We start from the raw sequence: 19,072 nt of genomic DNA, 5'->3' as shown, positions 1-19,072 counted from the left end.
GAAATGCCCCCACCGGCACATTCTGTAAGGGTCTCCTGACGTTTTCGTGGGTGGTTTAGCGTCCGGGAAGCGGCGGGCATAACCCGCCGCGGGTGAGCATTGCCATGGCTATCAACGCTTCTGGGCTGTGAAAGCCGTAGGACCTGCGGGTCAAGGCCCGTAGGTGGGTGTTGGTGGCCTCGGATTGGGCGTTGCTCATGTGGTGGATCAGGGTGTTCCAAATCAGCTGCTGGAACCGCTTCAACGTTGCGGCCAGGGCGATGAAGCCGGGGAGTTGGGAGCGGCGGGCCCAGGCGATCCAGCCGGCCAGCAGTTCACGGCCGGCCTGGCCCTTGACCTGGAACACCGCGCGCAGTTGCTCCTTCAGCAGATACGCCCGATACAGATGCCGGTTGGTCTGGGCGATCGAGGCGACCGACCCGCGTTGCTCCGGGGACAGGTCCGCCGGGTTTTTCAGCAATGCCCAGCGGCTGCCCTTCACCGACGACGCCTGCGCAGAGCTACTCCTACCCCGCAGCGTGTTCCACGTCTGACGACGGACCTTGTCCAACTCCCGGGTGGCCCACCCCACGATATGAAACGGATCCAATCCCAGCACCGCCTGCGGCGCGCGGGCCGTCACGGTGTCGTGGATCCACTGCGCCCCGTCGGCCGAGACGTGCGTCAACGCCGCCGCCCGTTCTGGGCCGAGTTGGTCGAAGAACCGACCCAGGGTGTCGCTGTTGCGGCCCGGTGCGGCCCACACCAATCTGCCGGAGTCTTGATCGACCACGCACGTCAGATACCGCTGGCCTTTGCGGTGGGAGATTTCATCGATGCCGATCCGCCGCAGCCCCGCGAGCACGTCCCGGCCGGCCAAACCGTCGGCGACGACGTGCTCGATGATTGCGCTCACATGCCGCCACGACGTCCGCATCAACTGCGCCACCACCGACGAAGCGGTGTGCGCCGCCAACCACGCACACTGGTCCTCAAACGCTCCCGTCGCCCGAGCGCCGGGTCGGGCCCACGGCACAGCCGCGACCACCACCCCGTGCGTCCGGCAGTTCACCCGCGGAGCCGCAGCCTGCAGGAACACCATCGTCGACCCCCAGTCCAGCGACCGCCACCGACGAATCCCACCGCCCTGGTCATAGCCCGGCCGTCTACGCCGGCATCGACTGCACCTACTCCGGGCGCCCTTCGTCGCACGCACCGAAACGACCAGCACCTGCCGGTCGTCGGCCTCCTCCCACGCCACATCGCACACCTGCAGTTGCTCGACACCGAGCAGCTTTCGCCATATCGTTACACCGCGCACACCGTGCTCCTGGATAGTGACTGACCCTAGATAAGCCAGAACCTATACGCAGCCCGGTGTGTCGCCCACAACCAGGGGTCAAACCACCCACGAGAACGTCACAAGAGCCTTCTGTAATGGGCAACCGCTGCGCATTCACCCGCCAGTGTCGTTCCTGATGCGAATAATCCGGACATACTGAACGCCTGATCCGACAGACAAGGGGGCCGCTCTGTGGTGCGCAAGCTGTCGGTGCTGAGCATCGTGCTGGGTGTCCTGGTGGCGGTGCTATCCATCACCGTGGTGGCCACACTGAAACGCAATTCGGTGCTCACCTCGCAACTCGGTCAGCACCAGGCCGGCGGCGCACCTGCCGCAGCCGCGGTGCAGTTACCCCTGTCGACAGCGGCCACCCCCGCCGCGGCTGCCGCAAGCGTCGCACCGGTGACCAGCAGTTCACAGCACCGCACCCTCCTCGCCCCCGTCAGGACAACCAGCCCCGCGACCAGGAAAGTGCTCTCCGCGACACCCAAGCCGGCTGGCCTGCCCCCGTTCAACTCCGGTGGCCTCATGATGGGCACCGCGAAGCCAAATTTCCCCGCCGGAACCGCTAACACAGTTGCCGTCGTCTACACCGCGCCAATCCCCAAAGGGGGCGCAGTCGGCACCGTCGACATCCCGATTGCGCTCCGCAACAACACGCCCGGCGCCGTCTCCAGTATCGAAGTCTCCGCAACCATCCGCGACAGCACTGGGGCCATTATCGCCAGCGGCAGCAACCTCGGCACCCAACCCGAGCAATTGGCGCCAGGCGAAGTCGGCCTCGCCGACCTTCTCGTCGACACCGGAGGGAAGGAACTCCCCGCCGACGCCACGTTCACCTACACCGCGCAGACCGGGCCTCCCGGCACGGCCACACTCGACGGCGCAACAGTGAAAGTCGTAGAAGTGAACCGCGTCGGCACCAATATCGTCGGATCAGCCCGAAACACCACCGGACAGACTGTATCCGGGCCGCTCGAGGCTGCAGTGTGGTGCTTCGATCGTGCCGGTCACCTGACCGCCGAAGCGCCCGGCCTCACCGCTGGCACCCAAAGTATCGCCCCCCAGAGCACAGCTACCTTCACGGTCGACCTCGGGCTACTCCAGTTGGACACACCGGCTACGGCCTGCGACACCTACACCGTTGGCGTCACCGGCTACTTCTCCTGACGCACCCAACGAGGCCGAGCGCCCGACGACCTGCGCTGGTCGGGCTTCCGACCAGCGAACCGTTCGGTGCCGGGTGCGACCTGACAACCCCAGCTTTCGACCGCCGGGGCGCTGTTCTGGGCGGAGTTGCCGCGAGTTCGGATGGCGGCCTATCGATCTTTGCAGGATTGGTTTCAGGCCGAAGAGGTAGCGCAGGAAGGTCATGCTGCAGATCTGGCAGCAGGCGGACCGCGACCCTTCACTCGCAATCCTTGCGCGGCCATTAGCGCGTTCAGCAAGAACCTCGCTGCGGCGCAGGCCAAGGTGTAGGCGCTATTGGGATCGATTTTGGTCACCAGCTGCGCCGATTGGAAAGCAGGACGCTAGCAGCCGGCGTTCTTCAGTGCGGTCGCCGCGGTGTCGAGTGCGTCATTTGCCACGGCTGCTGCTGCCGCCTTCGCGGCTGAGGCCACCTTGTCATCCTTCGCCAGTGCTGTATCGCCTGCGCTCAAGACGGAGGTAACCGCTGCGTCCGACGGTGCTGAAGCGCTCAAGTAGGCCGGCAGAGCCGCTTGTGCGTTGACTAGATCCGTCGTTGCTGTGTTCACCTGTGCCAAGTCGGCGGTGAGAGAGTCTCGTGCGCTGCTGTAGCTGGAGAGATCGTCAGTGACCGTGTAACCGTCGTCCTGCACAGTGTAGGCGTCTGACTGGCCCGTGTATGCATCGGTGCAGACATCGGGATCGTCTGGACCTGCAGTTTTTGCCTCGGACGCGACCTTCGAGGCATCCGCTTTCACGGTCTTAAGATCAGAGGTTTGCTTCGTGAGATCGTTACTTAACGGACTGAGCAAAGCATCCAGCGACGACGTCGCGTCTGTCGCGGAGTTCATGGCTCGCTGGAGACTTTGAGCAGCATGGTCGATGCCAGATTGAGTGTTTGCGAGCTGCGTAGCGGCGCTGCTGGACGAAGCCTGCTCTGCCGCTATCGACGCCGCTTCTGTCTGCTGGCTTGCAGCTTCTGCTTGCTGACTTGCAGCTGCTTGCTGGACCACCTGGACGCCAGCGTTATAATCGGTGGTCGTCCCCGGGTGGAACGTCTGGACCTGGATCGTTCCGTCCGTCTGCGGCACCGAGAGGTTCAGCGTGGAGCCGGATAGCTGGCCCGAGAAAGTTGTCCTGGAGCTGCGGGCAAAAGTAAGCGCCACCGATGTCCCACTAATCGTGCCGCTAAATGATTCCGAGTCCGTGGTCGCTGTAGTATCAGCCGGCTGAAGGAACGCCTCGCTGAACGTCCCTGCTACCGCGTTTCCTGTAATAGTCCAGCTTAAAAACTCGACCCCGTTGCTAAAGGTTGCAACCCAACCGTTGATTGAGTTCTGCTGGGGCGTTGGCGTCGGTGTCACGCTGGACGGAGCACCGTCGGCATTGGACGGCTCTGTGATGGAGGCCTGGAGCGCCACGGTCGACGACGTCGAGGCCACCGCGGCGACGGTCTCGACCGTCGGTTGCATGCCGGGAGCACCCGATGTCTTTCCGGCAGAGCAACCCGCTAGCATCAGGACAGCGGCGAACACCGCAGCGCTTCGTTGGACATGCGCCATGCACACTCCTTCAATAAATCAGTCCGGGTAACGGCTGAAGATTAGCCCGCAGCGAAGGGCTGATGACCGGATAGTTGCCGCCCTTCACACCGTCGAGTTGCCTAATTCGCTCTCTTACACGGTCTTGTCGGTGGAGTCCACAACTTGGGGCCTCGGTGGGTCCACTACTGGCTTCTGACATTCTCGATCACGATGGTGGTCTAGTATCTTCTGAAACCCTTCTGTGAATTGGTGAATGGCCAGCGAGCCGCGGCCGTTCCTCACGATCTCGACCGCGCCGGCAGGGTCAATGGCCACAATTGACAGTGCCTACTGAGCGTTACACATCGATTCACCCATACGTGGTGACTCGTCACAGCCACGCCATCTGAAAACTTTGAAGCGGTACACCGTCTGACCTGCATCTGGCCTCGATGGCGCTGCCGGCGTCAGTTCGGGTCAGAGAATCCGTTGTTGGTGACCAGCCAGTCTCCGGTCCGTTGCCGTTGCAGGGTCACGGTGGTCGCGCCGCTGCTGCGCACGGGTGCATTCAGTTCGCTGGAGAGCGTCCGGGTCCAGGTCACGCGGATCAGAGTCTGGGTGGTGGTGGCAGTGTCGGCCGGGCCTGATGGGTAGACGTCCATCTCGGTGATGGTGACGGCGGCGTGCATCTTGTCCGTGATGACGTGGTCCCAGTTTCGGCGGTCGGGTGGGGCTGGGCTCGCACCGGCCGTGTCAGTTGTCGTGTTCGCGCGGGTAGGGATGGCGAACGTCGATGCTTGCTGAATGTGCTCCGTTGGTCCGGACTCGGTGTAGCTGTAGGTCATTCTTAGGGTGATGTAGGCCCAGGCGACCTGCTCGGGGACTTGACGGTTGATCGCGTCGGGTGAGTACTTGGGGTCGGTAATGACTCGTTGGGCGGGTTCTCCGTTGGACGCGCCTGAAGGTGTCCGGGCGACGACCGGCGACGTGCTGCTCGGTCGGGTAGTTCGCAGATTCGAGGCTGTCTTCGAGGTGGGTTCTTCGGTTGGTGAGCCGACCGTTGTTGATCGGGCTTGATGGCTGAATGAGCCGCCCGCCGTTTTCCGGACTGTAGAACGGTGACTACTACGCTGCGGAGTTGTTGGCCAACCACCATTGCTCTGCTTCGTTGGGCGTAATGTATCCCAGCGCCGAGTGCAACCGAACCTGATTGTATCTTAATTCAATGTACCGCGTGATGTCCATCTCCGCCTGTTCACGGGTCGGATAACTAGTACGATTCACCCTTTCCACTTTCAGTGTGCCGTTGAATGATTCTGCCCAAGCATTGTCATAACACACACCAGTTCGTCCTACCGACCGACGAACTTTGAGGTGGGTAGTGAGGTCAGCGAAGTCCTGAGAGCAGTACTGGCTTCCGCGGTCACTGTGAAATATGCTGACATCGGGAACAATCCTGACATTACGTGCGGCCATTTTCAGAGCGTCAACCACCAGCGATGCCCGCATGTGATCTGCCATTGCGTAGCCGACGACTTTCTTCGTAGCGCAGTCCAGCACGGTCGCCAAGTACAGCCAGCCCTCCCAGGTCGGGATATAGGTGATGTCACCGACCAGCTTCGTACCCGGCACGACCGCGTTGAAGTGCCGTTTTACCAGGTCAGGGGTCTGACCGGTGTCGCCGGCGATGGTAGTGACCGGCCGAAACGGACGGGGCTGGCATGGCACCAGGTCGAGCTCCCGCATGATCTGCCGGACCGTGTCGTCATCAGCCCAATAGCCCGATCGCAGCAGGTCAGCGTGTACCCGACGGTAGCCGTAGGTCCCATCGGAGGCCTCGAACAACGCCGTGATCAGCCGAGCAAGATGGGTGCGGCGCCGGCTGGTGTAGGACGGCCCGCGACCCTTCCACTCGTAGAAGCCGGACTTCGACACCTTCGCCCAGCGGAACATCAGGTGCAGCGGGTAGTGGCCTTCTTCACTCGCAATGAATGCATACTTTCTGCTCACTGCGATTTCTTGGCGAAGAAGGCCGTTGCTTTTCCCAGAAATTCGTTCTCCATACGAAGCTCACGCACTTCTTTCTCCAACGCCTTCAGCTTCGCCCGCTCCGACACGGTCAGTTCCTGCGTGTCGCCGCCGTGACGCTCGCGATGGGCCGCCACCCAGTTCCGCAGGGTCTGCTCCACCAAGCCCAGTTCGCGAGCAACGTCAGCGATGGGCCGAGATTTGTCGGTCACCTCCCGCACGGCCGTATCCCGAAACTCCGGGGTGTACTTGCCTCGAAACTTGCTCACCATTTCTCCGATCCTTTCCGGCAATTCTACTTGGGGGTCCAAGTCCGGGAAGTACCGGGCTGCTCAGAAGGTCACTGGTGCCGTGTTGCTCGGCTCTTGGGTTGTCGCGGAGGGTGCGCCGATAGTCGACGAGGGAGGGGGCGGGAGGTGCGCGCAGCTCGTGATGAGGACGGCCGCGACCGCGCCGACGACGACGAGCCGACTGATGGGCTTCATTTGTCTCGACGTCCTGTTCAGGTCCAGTACCGGTGCAGGATGTTGTCTTGGTCGTGGCGGAACATCGCGACGATGCGGATGTTTTTGCCGACGTCGGGTGCTTCCAGGATGTAGATCGTGCCGCTGTGGAGGATGTCGCCGAGGTAGATGGCCACGTGCCCGGGAAAGCCGATGATGTCGCCGGGTTGTCCTTGGCTCCAAGGCACATTGGTCCCGGCTGCGCGCTGGCTGTCGGAGTTGTCTGGGATGTGGAACCCGGCCTGCGCCAGTATGTATCCGGTGAGCCCGGAGCAGTCCAGGCCGATGGTTCCTTGGCAGGAGTTCTCTGCGCCCCCGGCTCGTGCGCAGCCTTCATCGGGTGGTCCGCCGTTGGTGCCGCCGCCGTAGACGTAGGGGACGCCGAGTTCGGCGAATCCGGCGGCCAGTCCTCGAGCCATCGCCGCAGAGGGGGCAGTGATCATTTTGCCGACGACAGTTGGGTCGAGGTTCGCGTTCGTGGGGATGGTGATCTGGACGCCGTTGACTGTGACGCCGCCGCTGCCGGCCTGGCAGCCGCTGACGGGCGCCGCGGCGCTGTTGCTGGCCTGTGCGGCTGTACTCACCGGCTCGGTGCTGTTGGCAGTAGTTGCAGCGGGGCTGCTCGGAGTTGTCGGTGATGCGACCGCGGTGAAGCTGGGGGCGAGCGCGGCGACGAGGTGGACGACTTGGTCTGCGTAAAGCTGACGGACGGTGGTGAACTGGGCGGGGTCGGGGTTGCGGATACCGTCGCCGATGCTGAAACTTGTTTGTCCGTTGTAGCTTTCGGAGGCGAAGCGGATCTGGTCAGGGGTGGGGTTGTTCTTGGCGCCGAGGGCGGCCATGTAGGCGGCGGCACCGTACGCGGCGTCGGCGAATTTCAGAACGTCGGGGTGGGCCGGGGTCTGATAGGTCGATTCCCAGATGGGGCCGAACTGGAAGGGTCCGCGGAAGGTGCCGCCGGCTGGCCATTCACCGCTGGTTCGGTAGATGGACAGTTTCCAGGCGGGGTCGGTGGCGCTCAGTTGGAAGGCACCGTTGGTTTTTCCTGTGTCATACCAGCGGTATTCGAAGGTGAAGCCGTTCTGTTCGGTCAGGTACAGGGCGGCCAGCGCGGCTGGTGGCACGTTGTGGGCCTGACCGGCGACGATCAGCTGGGTCCTGATCGCCGGGGGTACTTCGTTGCCGGTGGGAGCTGTGCTGCAGTCCGTGACGGGGTTGCAGGCCTGGGCGGGGGTGTCGCCGGTGGGTTGCTGAGCTGCGGTGTCGCCGGTGGGGCCGGGAACAGCGTTCTGGTCTGCGGCCCAGGCGTAGTACAGGACATCGCCCTTGTTGCCGGGGTACCCGGTGACCGCGCCGAGGGTGGTGATCGCGGCCTGCGGCATCCCTGCGACGACGCCTTTCCAGCCGGCGGGGGTGCCTTTGGTCGGGTTGGTCCAGCCGTAGCGGGCTGCGTCGGCGTTGCTGTGGTGGTGGGAGTCGGCGACGCCGACCCACGGGGCGGGGCCGGCTTCGATGACGGCCAGGTTGACGGCCTGGTGGGTGCGGGGGTTGGTGACGGTGACGATCCAGGGTTTTCCGTCGTGGCCCTTGCTGAACCAGTTGTACTGGGCCTGGTCAATGCCGCCGCTGGTGGTGCCGTCGAAATTCCAGCTGACGTAGTTCCACCGCATGGTCAGGTAATAGTTCTGGTAGTCCGAGCCGAGCGCTGCGAAGTGGGCCCAGGTGACCGCGGCGCCGCTGGAGGGCACCTGACCCTGGGCGTTGACCGTCTCCTCCAGGCCGGTGGTACCGGAGGCGGCCGGCAGCGTGTACGGGATCGAAACATTATCCGTAGCAACCACTGTGGGGGCGGTAGCGACTGTTGAGGTGGGTGTGGATGCGGTGGCGGTCGTCTGCGCAGTGACCGGGCTCGTGGGTGAGCCGGTAGCGCTGCTACCGATTGCTGAGCTGGTGCCACAGTCGAAGGCGGTGGGTTTGATCGCGTTGCTGTATCCCCCGCCGCCGACGATCATCACGATGATCAACATGGCCACGCCGATGAGGACGAGCGGGCTGGAGATCACCCCGATGACGGTCGATGCGATGCCCGCGTACCGGATCGCTCGACGAACCGGACTTTTCCGGTTCATCGTCTGGTCAGGGTTGGGCGGGCAGAACGAGGCAGCAGTCGTGGCCGCCGCCGACTGCGCGCGACCTGGCGACGCACGCCCCGTACGGCAGTGAGGACGAGTTGTCCCAGTAGACGAAGCATTCCGGTCAGGACGGCGAGGACGGCGAGGGTAATTGCTGCGGTGCTGGTCCATTGGGCGAACTTCGGGTGGCCCTCTTGAAGGGAGATCGATGACAGCAGGATCAGCCACAGGGCGCTGCCGATAATGATCCAGCGCCAACGGGTCCGGCGGGCCCAGTTCATCTGAGGACCGTTGCCCGCAGGATGAGTGAGACCACGAGCAGGGATCCGATCGCGATGGCCAGCCACTTGACTGCGGCCGGGCGGTCTCGCAGAAATCGGACCCCGAGCGGGTCGGAGGCGCGACGAATCAGGCCCTCCCGCTCCGCTTCGTCATCCTCATCGTCGTGGTCCAGATCGTCGTGGCGGGCCCCGATCGGGTCGGCGCTGGGGGGTCCCATGCTTTCCTGCTGCGCTCGATACACCTGGGTCAACTGCTGGGTGAGGCGGGTGATCAGGGTCGGTGTGAGGCGCATCCAGACGCTCACCTCGTCGCCTTCCTCGTCGTCGCCGGTGAGGGCCAGCGTGGCGGCGAAGGCGTCATCCTCCGGGCCGAGGGACACCTGGCAGACCACTGCCTCGTAGGCGTACGTCAGGGCCGCATTCTCTGCCTCGTCGGGATGCTCGGAGGGCTCGTCGACTAGGTCGTCATCGGGGTCCGGATCGGAGTCCTTTACGGGTAGCGGCGGGTCATGCCTGGTCAGGGCCGTCGGGTCTGGCGGCTTGACGAAGGTACGGGGGACGCGGCGGCGGCGACCACCCACACGCGCGTCGTTGGTGTGTTCGGTGTTGGTGGTCATGCGGCACGACCTTCCGGTTGGGCCAAGGTGGCGGCCGTGAGCAGGGAGCGGCGATGTCGGAGAAGGCGATGCTCGCGGGTCGTGGAGGTGACCCGGGCGAGCTGGTCGGGGGTCAGGACCAGGACGGTGGCGGCGGCGCCGCGACTGGTTATTTGGTGTGGGCCCAGTCCGCTGGTCGCCGCCGGGGCCAGCAGGATTGGTTGGACCCGCGCCGGGGGGATGCCGGCGGACTGGGCGAGGCCGAGCGAGCGGGTCAGGGTGCGGTTCAGCGCCCCGGGGCTGATGGTTTTCGCGGTGGTCAGGGTGGCGGCGACGGCGTAGCCGCGGCGGATGAGGACGCGGTCGATCTGACCGCCGCCGGGCAGGAGCCGGGCGCCCAGATCTGTCCAACCGGCCGCGTCCAGCGGCAGGTTCTTGAGTTGGTGGCCCAGCGCTCGCCGATGGCGGACCCAGATCAGGCCGCAGGACAGGGTGACTGCGGTGACCACAAGTTGGGTGCCGTATCCGTGGTCGCCGAAGACGACGATCGGTGTCGCGGAGAGCAGCAGCGTGAGGGAGCCGAGGAGGCAGTTCAGGGGCCGGGAGATCACGGCGGGTCGTAGTGCCCAGGCGGTGAGGGTGGGAAGCGGGGCGGCCAGGATGTAGCCGGTGAGGATGGCCGCCGCGGTGGGGAGGTTCGCCGAGTGGGCGTCGGCCATCACGATGGTCACGATCATGGGGGCCGCTGCCGTGACGGTGACGATGACGATGCTGTAGACCACGTCTCGTCGATGGCGCAGCAGCCAGATCGCGCCGACGCTTATTCCGAGCAGCACGACCAGGTACGGCAGGTCGGGCCCAAGGACCTTCCAGAGCCACATCAGCATGAACATGGCGGTGAGCAGCAGCACCGGGCGGCGACCCCATCTGGTGCGGCCGAAGTGGTTGATGACTGCCATTGCTCGATGAAGCAGTCGGCGTGGGGCGTTCATTTTTCTGTCGTCCCTTCTGCTGAACGGCGTGACGTCTTCGTCTCGGGTCTGGCCGCGGCCTTGACAGTCCGCGCAGTGGTGCCGCCGGTAGAGGGCCGAGCCGGTTTGCCGCTACTCGGGGCTTTCGCGCGCGGCTTTTCCCCGTCGGATGAGGCGTTCGCGGGTGGCTCTTCCTTCGCCGCTTTGACGGCAACTTCGGCGGACGGTTCAGACGTGAGGACGGGCACTGGGCGGCGTATCTGTTCTGTGGGGGAATCCGAGGCGTGCCGGCCGAAGTCTGGGGTGATCTGCCCGGTGGGGTGCTCAGCCGGTCCCGCTGGAACGGCGGGCAGCGGTCGGGGCGGCGGAGGGGTCCGTTGGCGGATGATCGGATCGGCCACTGATGCTTTGACTGCGTCTTTGTGGGCGCTGCCGGATTTTCGGGCGGGTACGGTCGCCGGCGCGGCGACCGTAGGCACCTTGGCCCGGGGTGTGGCGACGTCCCGCACGAGGACGGCCCCGGGATGGGGGGTGCCGGCCTTCCGAGGTGGAGTCCCGGCCGATCCGGTGGTGCTGGGTGAGCCGGGCGTGCCTGACTTCTTTTTGTTTGGGGACGGGCGGCGGGGTGAGCCGGGGGCGGCCGGTGGGCGGGCTGCTGGGCGGGGACCACCACCGACGGCGGACAGGATCGCTTTGCGGTTTCGGCGCTCGGCTCCACTGGAGCCGGTGGCCGCTGCCCGGAGTCCTCCGGTGATCAGCGAGATCGGTGCGCCCAGGGTGCTGACGGTCCGCCGGACCTTTCCTCGTGTTGGATCGGTGGCCATCACTTTGCGGCGCAGGACCCGTTCCCGGACTCCGTCGACGCCGTCGACGGAGCGGCGGTGAGCTTGCCGGGCCGCGGCGCCGACCGTCTTGATCGGATCGGTGCGCATCGAGGCGACACCGGGGCGGATGAGCTCCTGGACCTTCTGGACCGCCTTGAAGAATCCGAACAGGATGACTGCGAGCCAGACCAGCTGCAGGCCGAAGCTCATCGAACTGGACAGCACCCAGACGATGATCAGGATGGCGATATTGAGTACCAGCCCGTAGGCCAGCCGTGCGGACCAGGTGTAGACCAGATCACCGGCCCACTCCTTGGCCATTTTGAGTTTCCCGGCGTACACCGCGTACGGCAGTTTGAAGGCGCCGGTCAGGTACATCACGAACGTCATTGCGGTCCATATCATCGTGAGCAACGCGATGATCAGGACTGGTATGCCGGCGATTCCCACGCCGATCAAGGATGAGAACGCCTGTGACAGCCGGGCTATGCCGACGTCGCCGCTGTACGCGGCGGCGACCGAGGGGTTGGTCTTGGAGAGTACAAGGAAGACCCGGAACATCGGCGAACAGACCGATGAGGTGTTAATGGTGAACGTCGACGGTCCCAGTGACGGGATCAGCCAGGACAGTCCCCACGCGCCGCCAACGGTGATGGAGATCAGGCTGTCGGCGGCGCAGACGAGATACCCCTGGTGGCCGTTGAGCTGGCCGCCGACCTGTATGCCGCCGTGTTGGGCGATGAGATAGGTGCGCAGGTCAGAGCACTTGTCGAAATCGACGAAGCAGGGAATCGTCTGTCCTTTGATCGAGTCAGCGGTAATGACGCCTTTGGTGTTTGGCATGACAGCCGTCCACCCGGCGGGTAGCGGGATGGGGCTGGCTCCGGCGCCGCCGAACTGTCCGATCGCCCATGGCCGGTAGGCCAGGGTGTCGGCCAGGATGCAGCTAGTGATTCGCTGTCCGCGATCGGCACTGGCGTTGTCGGCGGGCAGAGCGCAGCTTCCGCTGGTGTGGCCGGCGAGGGTATCGAACATGACGTTGGTGGCGATGGCGTTTCCCGTGCTGATTGCCGTGTCGACGACTTGTGCGACGCGGCGGAAACCGTTGGTGCTGTGTTGATCTGTGCCCACTTGCAGGTACATGAAGGCTCCAACGGCAACCACTGCGATGGTCGCGCCCAGGACGCTCATGGCGGCTCGGATACCACCTTTTCCGCGAACGGACTGAATCCCCAGCCACAGCGCGCTGAACAGCAGCATCAGGGTGGCGATGGGTACAAAGAACAGCGAGAAGATGGTCGACATGACGCCGCCGGACTCGTCGTACAGGAAGCTCAGCGGGTTGTCGGTGGAGGAGGCCTCCTTGATCGAGATGATCACCTGCAGGACGTCGTTCTTGACGGTGGCGACCAGGTTGCCGCCTTGGGTCCACAGGTAGTTCCACAGCGAGCAGTTTCGTGAGCCGTCGATGTTGAGTGGGATCGTCCACCAGGACAGGCCGCGTAGGCCGGCGACCTCGTAGAGCGTGTAGTTGCCGGTCGGGATTGAGGACAACTGGTCCATGGTGTCCGGAGGGGTTTCGCTGGCTGCCGGGACGGTGGAAATGGTGCCGCCAGCAGAGACCACCTTGACGGCAGCAGGTTTGATATTGGCCAGGTTCCGGTTGGACATCCAGCTTTCCGGCCCGTCGCCGACGCCTTCCCACGGTTCTTCGGGGCTGACGATCCCGCAAATCCAGTCCTGGACGGTGCTGGAGATGCCCAGGATGTCCGCGCGGGCCGGTGAGGTGCTGGCCATCGCGGTGCTGGACAGGCCCAGTAGGAGTCCCAGCAGCAGAGCGGCGGCCGCGAACGTGGCGGGAACGCCGCGGCGGATCGAGCCACGCCACCGCCTGGGGCGGGATCCGACGGTGATGCCCCAGACGAGGTCCTGTGGGATGTAGTCCGGTTCGGTGGCGTTCATTGGGCCGCGCCGACCAACTCGTCGTCCTCCAGGTATTCATTCGCCTCGAGGTCCTGGTCGTCCTCGTCGTCGAACTCGTCGAGGTCGCCGGCGTAGGGGTCATCGGCGTCGTCGTCGAAGAAGTCGTCGTCCACGTCTTCCCCGTCGGCGGCGACGCCCGTGCGGACCCGGTACAGCGCTTCGGGGTTGATGGTCCAGTCGGCCGGATCGGCGGGGACCTCGTAGGCCCAGTCGGTCGGTTTGAGGTTGGCGTTGGTTTGCGATGCGCGTTGCAGCACTTCGAAGATCTGGTCGATGACGGCGTTGGCGACGCGTGAGTCTGGGTCGCGGAAGGCGCACTCGCCGGCGCTGAGCCTGCCGCCGAGACCTTCCTGCAGTAGTCCTCTGGCCATGATGTCCCGCTCGGCGGTGCTGACGTTGTCGCCGTCGGCGCGCAGCAGCTCGAGTCCCATCCGGGCTTCGTTCTTGGACTTCTGTCCAAAGACGGCGACGACGCCGAACTGGTTGACCTCGGCCGGGTCGTCGGCGCGGGCTTCCTCCTCGATCTTGGCGATACCACGGGCTCTTTGGTCGGCGAAGAACAAGGCGTGGTAGAGGGATCGGCCCTGCCGGAGCACCTTGCGGAGGAACCCGCGGCTGGAGCGTTGGGCGGTGAACATGTTGCCTTCATCGACGAAGGTGTCCGACGGTCGGATGCCCGGCTCGCCGGTGACCGGATTGGGGACGAGCCGGCCGTCCAGTCCGCTGTACAGGTCATAGAGCACGGCGTGCATGACGGCGGCTGCGTTCCGATCGGTCTCGGACCAGTTCTGGGCGTCGTTCGGGTCGTCCGGGGTTTTGTACCCGGACATCGTGTAGATCGTGCGGCGCTTCTCCTCCGCTGCGTGAGGTTCCTGCGGGTCTAATTTTTTGCCCAGCAGCAGCCGTAGGAACGGTTGTTCCTCGCCGTTCTCCAGCCGGGTGCAGACCTCGTCGACGACGTCCAGGGAGGCCCGGATCTGGCTGGTGTCGACGTTGCTCTTGCGGGCAGCGGCCAGATCGGTGGCCAGCTCGTCGCGCTCGGCGCCGATGTAGTCGACGACGTCGCCGAACCCGACCGTGAACTCTTCGCCGCAGGCCAGGGCTGCCTTCCGGGCGTTCAGCAGCGCTCGTAGCCCCTTCTTGACGATACGTCGGTGAGCGTCGTCGAAAAACAGCGCGTCGATCAGGTTAAGGGCCAGGTTGTAGCCCTCGGTGAAGGTCCTGGTGATGCGCCACGGATCGCGGATGCCGCGTGCGCCGCGGGCCAGGTCGAAGATTTCCGTGTCGTCCCAGAATTGCCGGTTGATTGGCTGGAAGCGGCTGCCGGGGGTGCCCAGTGTTCCCTCGTCGGCCTCGTCCATGAAGTCCGGATGCAGGACTTGGGAGCCGAAGGCGATGTACAGCACGAAGTTTCGGAAGTCGATTTTCGGGTCGATGGCTCGGCAGCGGGCGCCGGATTCGGACAGCCAGAAGAACATGGCCAGCAGGAAGCTGGTCTTTCCGCCGCCGGAGGCCCCGGGCACGGCGATGCCGGCGCCGGACAGGCGACTCATCATCGCGTGGGGGTCGAAATGGATCGGCGTGCCGTTGCTCTTGACGTAGCCGATGACCATGCCGATCCAGCCCAGAAGCCGTCCGCGGACCACCTGGAGCCGGTCTCCGACCTGGCTGTGCGATGCGATCTGGGCGATCGCCGGCTGGTAGGTGTCGGTGTAGGACTCCCACAGCTGCAGGCCGCCGGCTGGTCCCGCCGAGAGGGAGCCCATGTGCACCGGCAGACACTCGCCAGGTAGCTGTTCCTCCAGCAGTAGCAACGCGCCGTGTTCGGACACCTCGACTTCGATGTCCCCCATGGCGGCTTTGGTGTCCTGGATGCTTTGGGCCAGGCCTTTGAGCGTGGGCGAGGATACGCAGATGCGGAGCCAGCCCACCTGTCCCGGGTCGGGGTCCTCGGCGTTGTTGGTCTTGATCTGGTCGGCCTGCTCCAGTCGCGCTTCGAACGCCAAATCAGTACCTGCGACAGCTTTTTCGCGGTCCTGCCGTTCGTCCTCGATGAGGGCGGCGGCCTTGTCGGTGATTGTTCGCCAGCGGGCGCCCGGGATTAGGGTGTAGCGCCAGTTGATCTCCGCGCCGAGGCGGCCGAGTTTCTTGGCCCAGGCGTTGCGCGGGTTGAAGATCTGACGGAGTGGCTGGTCCTGCACGACGAGGGTTGCTGTGTAGGAGGTTTCCTCCTCGCCTGTCTCGACGTTCCGTGAGTGCAGGGCGATGACGCCGCCGCCGAGGTTGTCCCCGCGGAGCACTGTGGCCAGTTCGAAGAATCCGCCGCGCCACGGGCGGCGGCGAGTGACCGGCTCGTCGGGTACTGGGAGGTGTCCGTGGCCGACCTTGCGGATCAGCCAGAGCAGGTCCTGACGGGTCAGGGGCTCGGCTCCGTGCCGGGCGGCGATCGCGTGGAATTGGGTGGCTTTGGCTCGCCAGGGGGCCAGATCCTTGCGGGTCAGTCGCTCTTCGGCGACTCCGAGCACGTCGGCGGCCAACGAGGCGAGCGGATCTGCGACGTCGCGGCGCGGTAGATCACCGAGGCGGACGATCAGCACCCACATGCGTTGCGGGGTCGCGCCTTTGACATGTTCGGCGACCTTCGCGGCCAGGGTCTGGTACATCTGGGTCGGGTTCCAGGCGTGGGCCAGCAGTTGGCGTAGCCACGCCTCGCTGGTGATCGCCCGGTAGCGGACCAACTCCTGGCACTGGACGTTGTCGCCTTCGAAGAACCGCAGCAGATCGTGATTGAGACCGACTGGACGCATGGCGATGTCGGCGGTCTCGTCGCTGGTCGCGTACTCGTCGGTGGATGTGGCCATGGTGATGCCAGCGAACACGCCGCCGCCTTGGACGAACAGCTTGTCGTCGGCGTAGCGGTAGCCCAGTCGGCGCTGGTCGATGCGTTCCTGCTGCTTTCCGGACTTGGCGGCCTTGAGGGTCAGGTCATCTGAGCTGCCCCGCTCGGCTCGGGCCTTGGCGAAACGGAAGGCGCCGACTGAGCCGGCGCCGAACACGATGAGGACGATGAGGACGATGAGGACGATGAGGCCGACGATCATGCCGGGTTACTCCTTGGTCGTCGGGATGCATCGGAAAAGATGGTGGAACGGTGTTGGGGTGCGGGGGGTTCGAAGAGGATCAGTTGCCAGTGGAACGTCGTCGGTTCGGTGTTGTCGGCCAGGCCTAGTAGGTGCCGGGGTTGATTGCGGTGGTTGCGTCGTAGCCGGCGGCGCTGTGGCTCTGACAGACCGCCCTGGCGTTCCTTGGCCAGACGCCAGTAGAGGAAGGCGGCTGGCCCGGGTGGGATCAGGATCGCCCAGAATGCCCACAGGATGTTGTGGCCGATCAGAGGCAGGATGACGGCGAACGGCAGGGCCACGATCAGCGACCGACCTACCGCGGGAAGCACGGCGTTCCATTGGATTCCGCCGATGAAGGCGAGGCTGATGTCGCCGATGGTGAATGACTTTTGTGCTAGGCAATCACTCTGGTGTAGTTGTCGGAGTAGATGACCTCGTCGCTGTCCATATCCTGCGGTGTCCGGGCTCTGGGTTCAGCCCGCGGCCGTCGCTGCCGCGCCGATCTTGACCGCGAGGGCGACGATGACCAGCCCGGCGCCGAGGACGGTCCCGGCGATGGCGACCCCGGCGACCATGCCCAGGCCTTCTCGGATGTGGCCACCATCGTTCTTCTTGGCTGCTGCTGAGCGGGCGCCCATCTTCACGGCCACGACCATCATGCAGATGCCGAGGAAGACCGCTCCGACGACGATCATCCCGGTGGTGTACGGCTTGAGGAAGGTCTCTGCCACGCCCAGTGGGTCCCCGGCCAGATTCGTCACGGTGACGGTGCTGGGCCTGGTGTGCGCCGGCAGTGGATGGTTGCCGGTCAGGAGTTGGGTGATCGTGCGGTACATGATGTTTCCTTCCACGGGGTTGGTCATTGGGTAGGTGCTGAACTGCTGCTCGGCGGCGAGGTCGATTGATAGGTGGTGTTGTCGGCTGCTCCGCCTTGGCTGTCCACGGGGCCGCTGGTGATGTCCAGGACGAGCCATTTGCCGGCGGTGAGTTGCAGGGAGATCGAGTAGGAGGTGGTCTGGATGCCGGCGCCGGTGGCGGTGCTCCAGTCGACGGTGACCTGCGCGGTGATCTGGTCGCCGTCTCGGTATTTGCCGACCGCGCCGTGGTTGACGACCACTTGTGCGGTGTCCAGCTGCGGATTCGACAGCTGGCCTTCCAACCCCTGTTGCGCAGCCGTGGATGCTCCGGCGGCCAGGATGAGGTTCAGCTGTACCGGGTCCGACGCGGCCCATGCTTGCAGGAATGGCAGCAGCACGGTGGTACTCAACGAGTCGGCCAGGCCGGGGTCGACCAGAGCTGGTTGTACTGGCGCGGGGGCTGTCTGCGCGGGTGCTGCGGGCAGCATCGACAGGTCGCCGACGACGCGAAAGTTGTTTTGGTCCTTGATATTTGACGTCCAGATGGGGATGCCGATCGTCAACGTTCGTCGGTCGTTCATGACGACGATGTAGCCCAGTTGGGCGGCAGCGCCGGTGCTGTACGTACCCGCCGATGGCGCAGTCGTGCCCATCCACGTCACCGATAGCGGCTGCTGGGCTGCTCCCGTTCCGTCCCAGCCGCAGCCCACGGCAACGCCGGCGGAGGTCATCCGGGCCAAAGCTGTGAGCCGATCGGCGGTTGCCTGGTCGTTGGAGACACTGGGATGGGTCAGACATAAGGTCAGGTAGGTGGCGCCGTATGCCGATGCCTGAGCCGCTGGAAAGGTGCTCAGGTGATAGGCGGCAGCTTCATCGGCGGTGATGGCCGAGGGTGCAGCGAGGCGGTCGGAGCCAGTGGAGACTCCGCAGGAGTAGGCCAGGCCGCCGATGAAGATCAGCGGGCTCACGAGCACGGCCAGGCGGGTTGCCCACGAGCGGCCCCGGCCAATGGGGCGGAGTTTCCGGCCCGGCTGAGGTACCTCGAAGTTGTCTTCAACCGCTTGGACAGCGGGATCAGCATGTATGTCAATAGGTCTCGTCGCCGGTGCGGGTGTGGGAGCCGGTGACGGCTTTCGTCCGAGCCGGCGTTTGGCCGGGGGCGGCGATGGCGTGGTGGGTTGGGTCGTCTGATTCTGGACCTTGGCCATGCGGACCTGGATCGGTGGTTCCGCGGCAGGCGGGGCCTTGGCTGCGGTGTCGTCGGGAGCTATCTTGCCGATCGCTTCATGCCAGGTCTGCGTTTTTGTCCAATAGGAGTCGGTCGCAGCGATCGCGTTGATCAGCTGGGCCGCCGCCGCCGGTGCGGCGGCGACCAGAACTTGGCGGCGGCGATGAGCCTCGGCGAGCTGCCTGACCCGTCGACTGCGGTACTCCGGGTCGGGGGTGGACAGCGGGACGGCGGGAGCTGGGCTAGGACCCGCACTTTTCGTGGACAGTCGCACTATCAACTCTTTTCCGTGTGGATCGAGCCCGAGGAAGCCAGACGCGCCAGCTGATGTTGCCGCTGGTCCCTTCTACTCACTGGTCGGCTCCTTGGTTGCACGTTGATACGGCTCTTGGAGGATGGTGACCGCCTCGGCGTCGCAGCGTTATACCGGTAATACGGGTTTACGGTTGGCTGGTTGGACGGAATAGGGTGCGGAGGCTTCACGACGGGTCGAGCCGGAACGCCTCGAGACCTCA

Annotated in this window: 14 protein-coding genes; 2 read left to right on the top strand and 12 right to left on the bottom strand. The window is 64.9% G+C overall.

Annotated elements, in window-relative coordinates; genetic code table 11:
- Positions 1 to 55: 55 nt before the first annotated feature.
- Positions 56 to 1,300, bottom strand: a complete 1,245-nt coding sequence (locus H7F38_RS09490; protein WP_187093851.1) for an ISL3 family transposase — start codon at positions 1,298 to 1,300, stop codon at positions 56 to 58.
- 213 nt (positions 1,301 to 1,513) lie between these two features.
- On the opposite strand from H7F38_RS09490, the gene H7F38_RS09485 reads away from it, so the two are divergent.
- On the top strand, positions 1,514 to 2,491 hold the full coding sequence (locus H7F38_RS09485; RefSeq protein WP_187093850.1) for a hypothetical protein: 978 nt from the start codon (positions 1,514 to 1,516) through the stop codon (positions 2,489 to 2,491).
- A gap of 362 nt (positions 2,492 to 2,853) precedes the next feature.
- On the opposite strand, the gene H7F38_RS09480 is transcribed toward H7F38_RS09485, so the two are convergent.
- The 4 genes from H7F38_RS09480 to H7F38_RS25550 form a co-directional block, all read right to left on the bottom strand.
- Positions 2,854 to 3,981 (bottom strand): hypothetical protein, encoded by a 1,128-nt coding sequence (locus tag H7F38_RS09480; RefSeq protein WP_187093849.1) that lies wholly within the window; start codon positions 3,979 to 3,981, stop codon positions 2,854 to 2,856.
- A gap of 518 nt (positions 3,982 to 4,499) precedes the next feature.
- Positions 4,500 to 4,877 carry a hypothetical protein gene (locus tag H7F38_RS09475; protein WP_187093848.1) on the bottom strand — a complete coding sequence of 126 codons (378 nt, stop codon included), beginning with the start codon at positions 4,875 to 4,877 and terminating at the stop codon, positions 4,500 to 4,502.
- Positions 4,878 to 5,157: 280 nt separating this feature from the next.
- Positions 5,158 to 6,329, bottom strand: a protein-coding gene (locus tag H7F38_RS09470; RefSeq protein WP_187094410.1) for an IS3 family transposase whose coding sequence is annotated in 2 segments (ribosomal slippage) — positions 5,158 to 6,077 and positions 6,077 to 6,329 — 1,173 coding nt in all. Because the reading frame shifts where the segments join, the coding sequence is not laid out codon by codon here.
- A 233-nt stretch (positions 6,330 to 6,562) separates the two neighbouring features.
- On the bottom strand, positions 6,563 to 8,404 hold the full coding sequence (locus H7F38_RS25550) for a C40 family peptidase (RefSeq protein ID WP_222618564.1): 1,842 nt from the start codon (positions 8,402 to 8,404) through the stop codon (positions 6,563 to 6,565).
- Between H7F38_RS25550 and H7F38_RS09460 the strand changes: the two genes are divergently transcribed.
- Positions 8,370 to 8,786: a hypothetical protein gene (locus tag H7F38_RS09460; RefSeq protein WP_187093847.1), complete on the top strand. Its 417-nt coding sequence runs from the start codon at positions 8,370 to 8,372 to the stop codon at positions 8,784 to 8,786. The two genes, H7F38_RS25550 and H7F38_RS09460, sit on opposite strands and share 35 nt — an antisense overlap.
- Positions 8,787 to 8,972: 186 nt before the next feature.
- On the opposite strand, the gene H7F38_RS09455 is transcribed toward H7F38_RS09460, so the two are convergent.
- From H7F38_RS09455 to H7F38_RS09425, 7 genes are all read right to left on the bottom strand, one after another.
- A complete protein-coding gene (locus tag H7F38_RS09455; protein WP_187093846.1) occupies positions 8,973 to 9,593 on the bottom strand; it encodes a hypothetical protein in 621 nt (206 codons plus the stop codon).
- Complete coding sequence (locus H7F38_RS09450) at positions 9,590 to 10,531, bottom strand: hypothetical protein (RefSeq protein WP_187093845.1); 942 nt, start codon at positions 10,529 to 10,531, stop codon at positions 9,590 to 9,592. The genes H7F38_RS09455 and H7F38_RS09450 overlap by 4 nt, the downstream gene beginning before the upstream one ends.
- A gap of 29 nt (positions 10,532 to 10,560) precedes the next feature.
- On the bottom strand, positions 10,561 to 13,329 hold the full coding sequence (locus H7F38_RS09445; protein ID WP_187093844.1) for a hypothetical protein: 2,769 nt from the start codon (positions 13,327 to 13,329) through the stop codon (positions 10,561 to 10,563).
- Positions 13,326 to 16,451: an ATP-binding protein gene (locus H7F38_RS09440; RefSeq protein WP_187093843.1), complete on the bottom strand. Its 3,126-nt coding sequence runs from the start codon at positions 16,449 to 16,451 to the stop codon at positions 13,326 to 13,328. Before H7F38_RS09440 ends, H7F38_RS09445 begins: the two co-directional genes overlap by 4 nt.
- Positions 16,448 to 16,801 (bottom strand): hypothetical protein, encoded by a 354-nt coding sequence (locus H7F38_RS09435; protein WP_187093842.1) that lies wholly within the window; start codon positions 16,799 to 16,801, stop codon positions 16,448 to 16,450. Before H7F38_RS09435 ends, H7F38_RS09440 begins: the two co-directional genes overlap by 4 nt.
- A gap of 144 nt (positions 16,802 to 16,945) precedes the next feature.
- On the bottom strand, positions 16,946 to 17,308 hold the full coding sequence (locus tag H7F38_RS09430) for a hypothetical protein (RefSeq protein WP_187093841.1): 363 nt from the start codon (positions 17,306 to 17,308) through the stop codon (positions 16,946 to 16,948).
- A 23-nt stretch (positions 17,309 to 17,331) separates the two neighbouring features.
- Positions 17,332 to 18,831, bottom strand: coding sequence for a conjugal transfer protein (locus H7F38_RS09425; protein ID WP_187093840.1), 1,500 nt, complete (start codon positions 18,829 to 18,831; stop codon positions 17,332 to 17,334).
- Positions 18,832 to 19,072 lie beyond the last annotated feature (241 nt).

This window comes from Nakamurella sp. PAMC28650, assembly GCF_014303395.1.
In the GTDB taxonomy this organism is placed as follows: domain Bacteria; phylum Actinomycetota; class Actinomycetes; order Mycobacteriales; family Nakamurellaceae; genus Nakamurella.
Note: the sequence above shows the minus strand (reverse complement) of the source record. Positions and strands in the feature narration are given on the sequence as shown.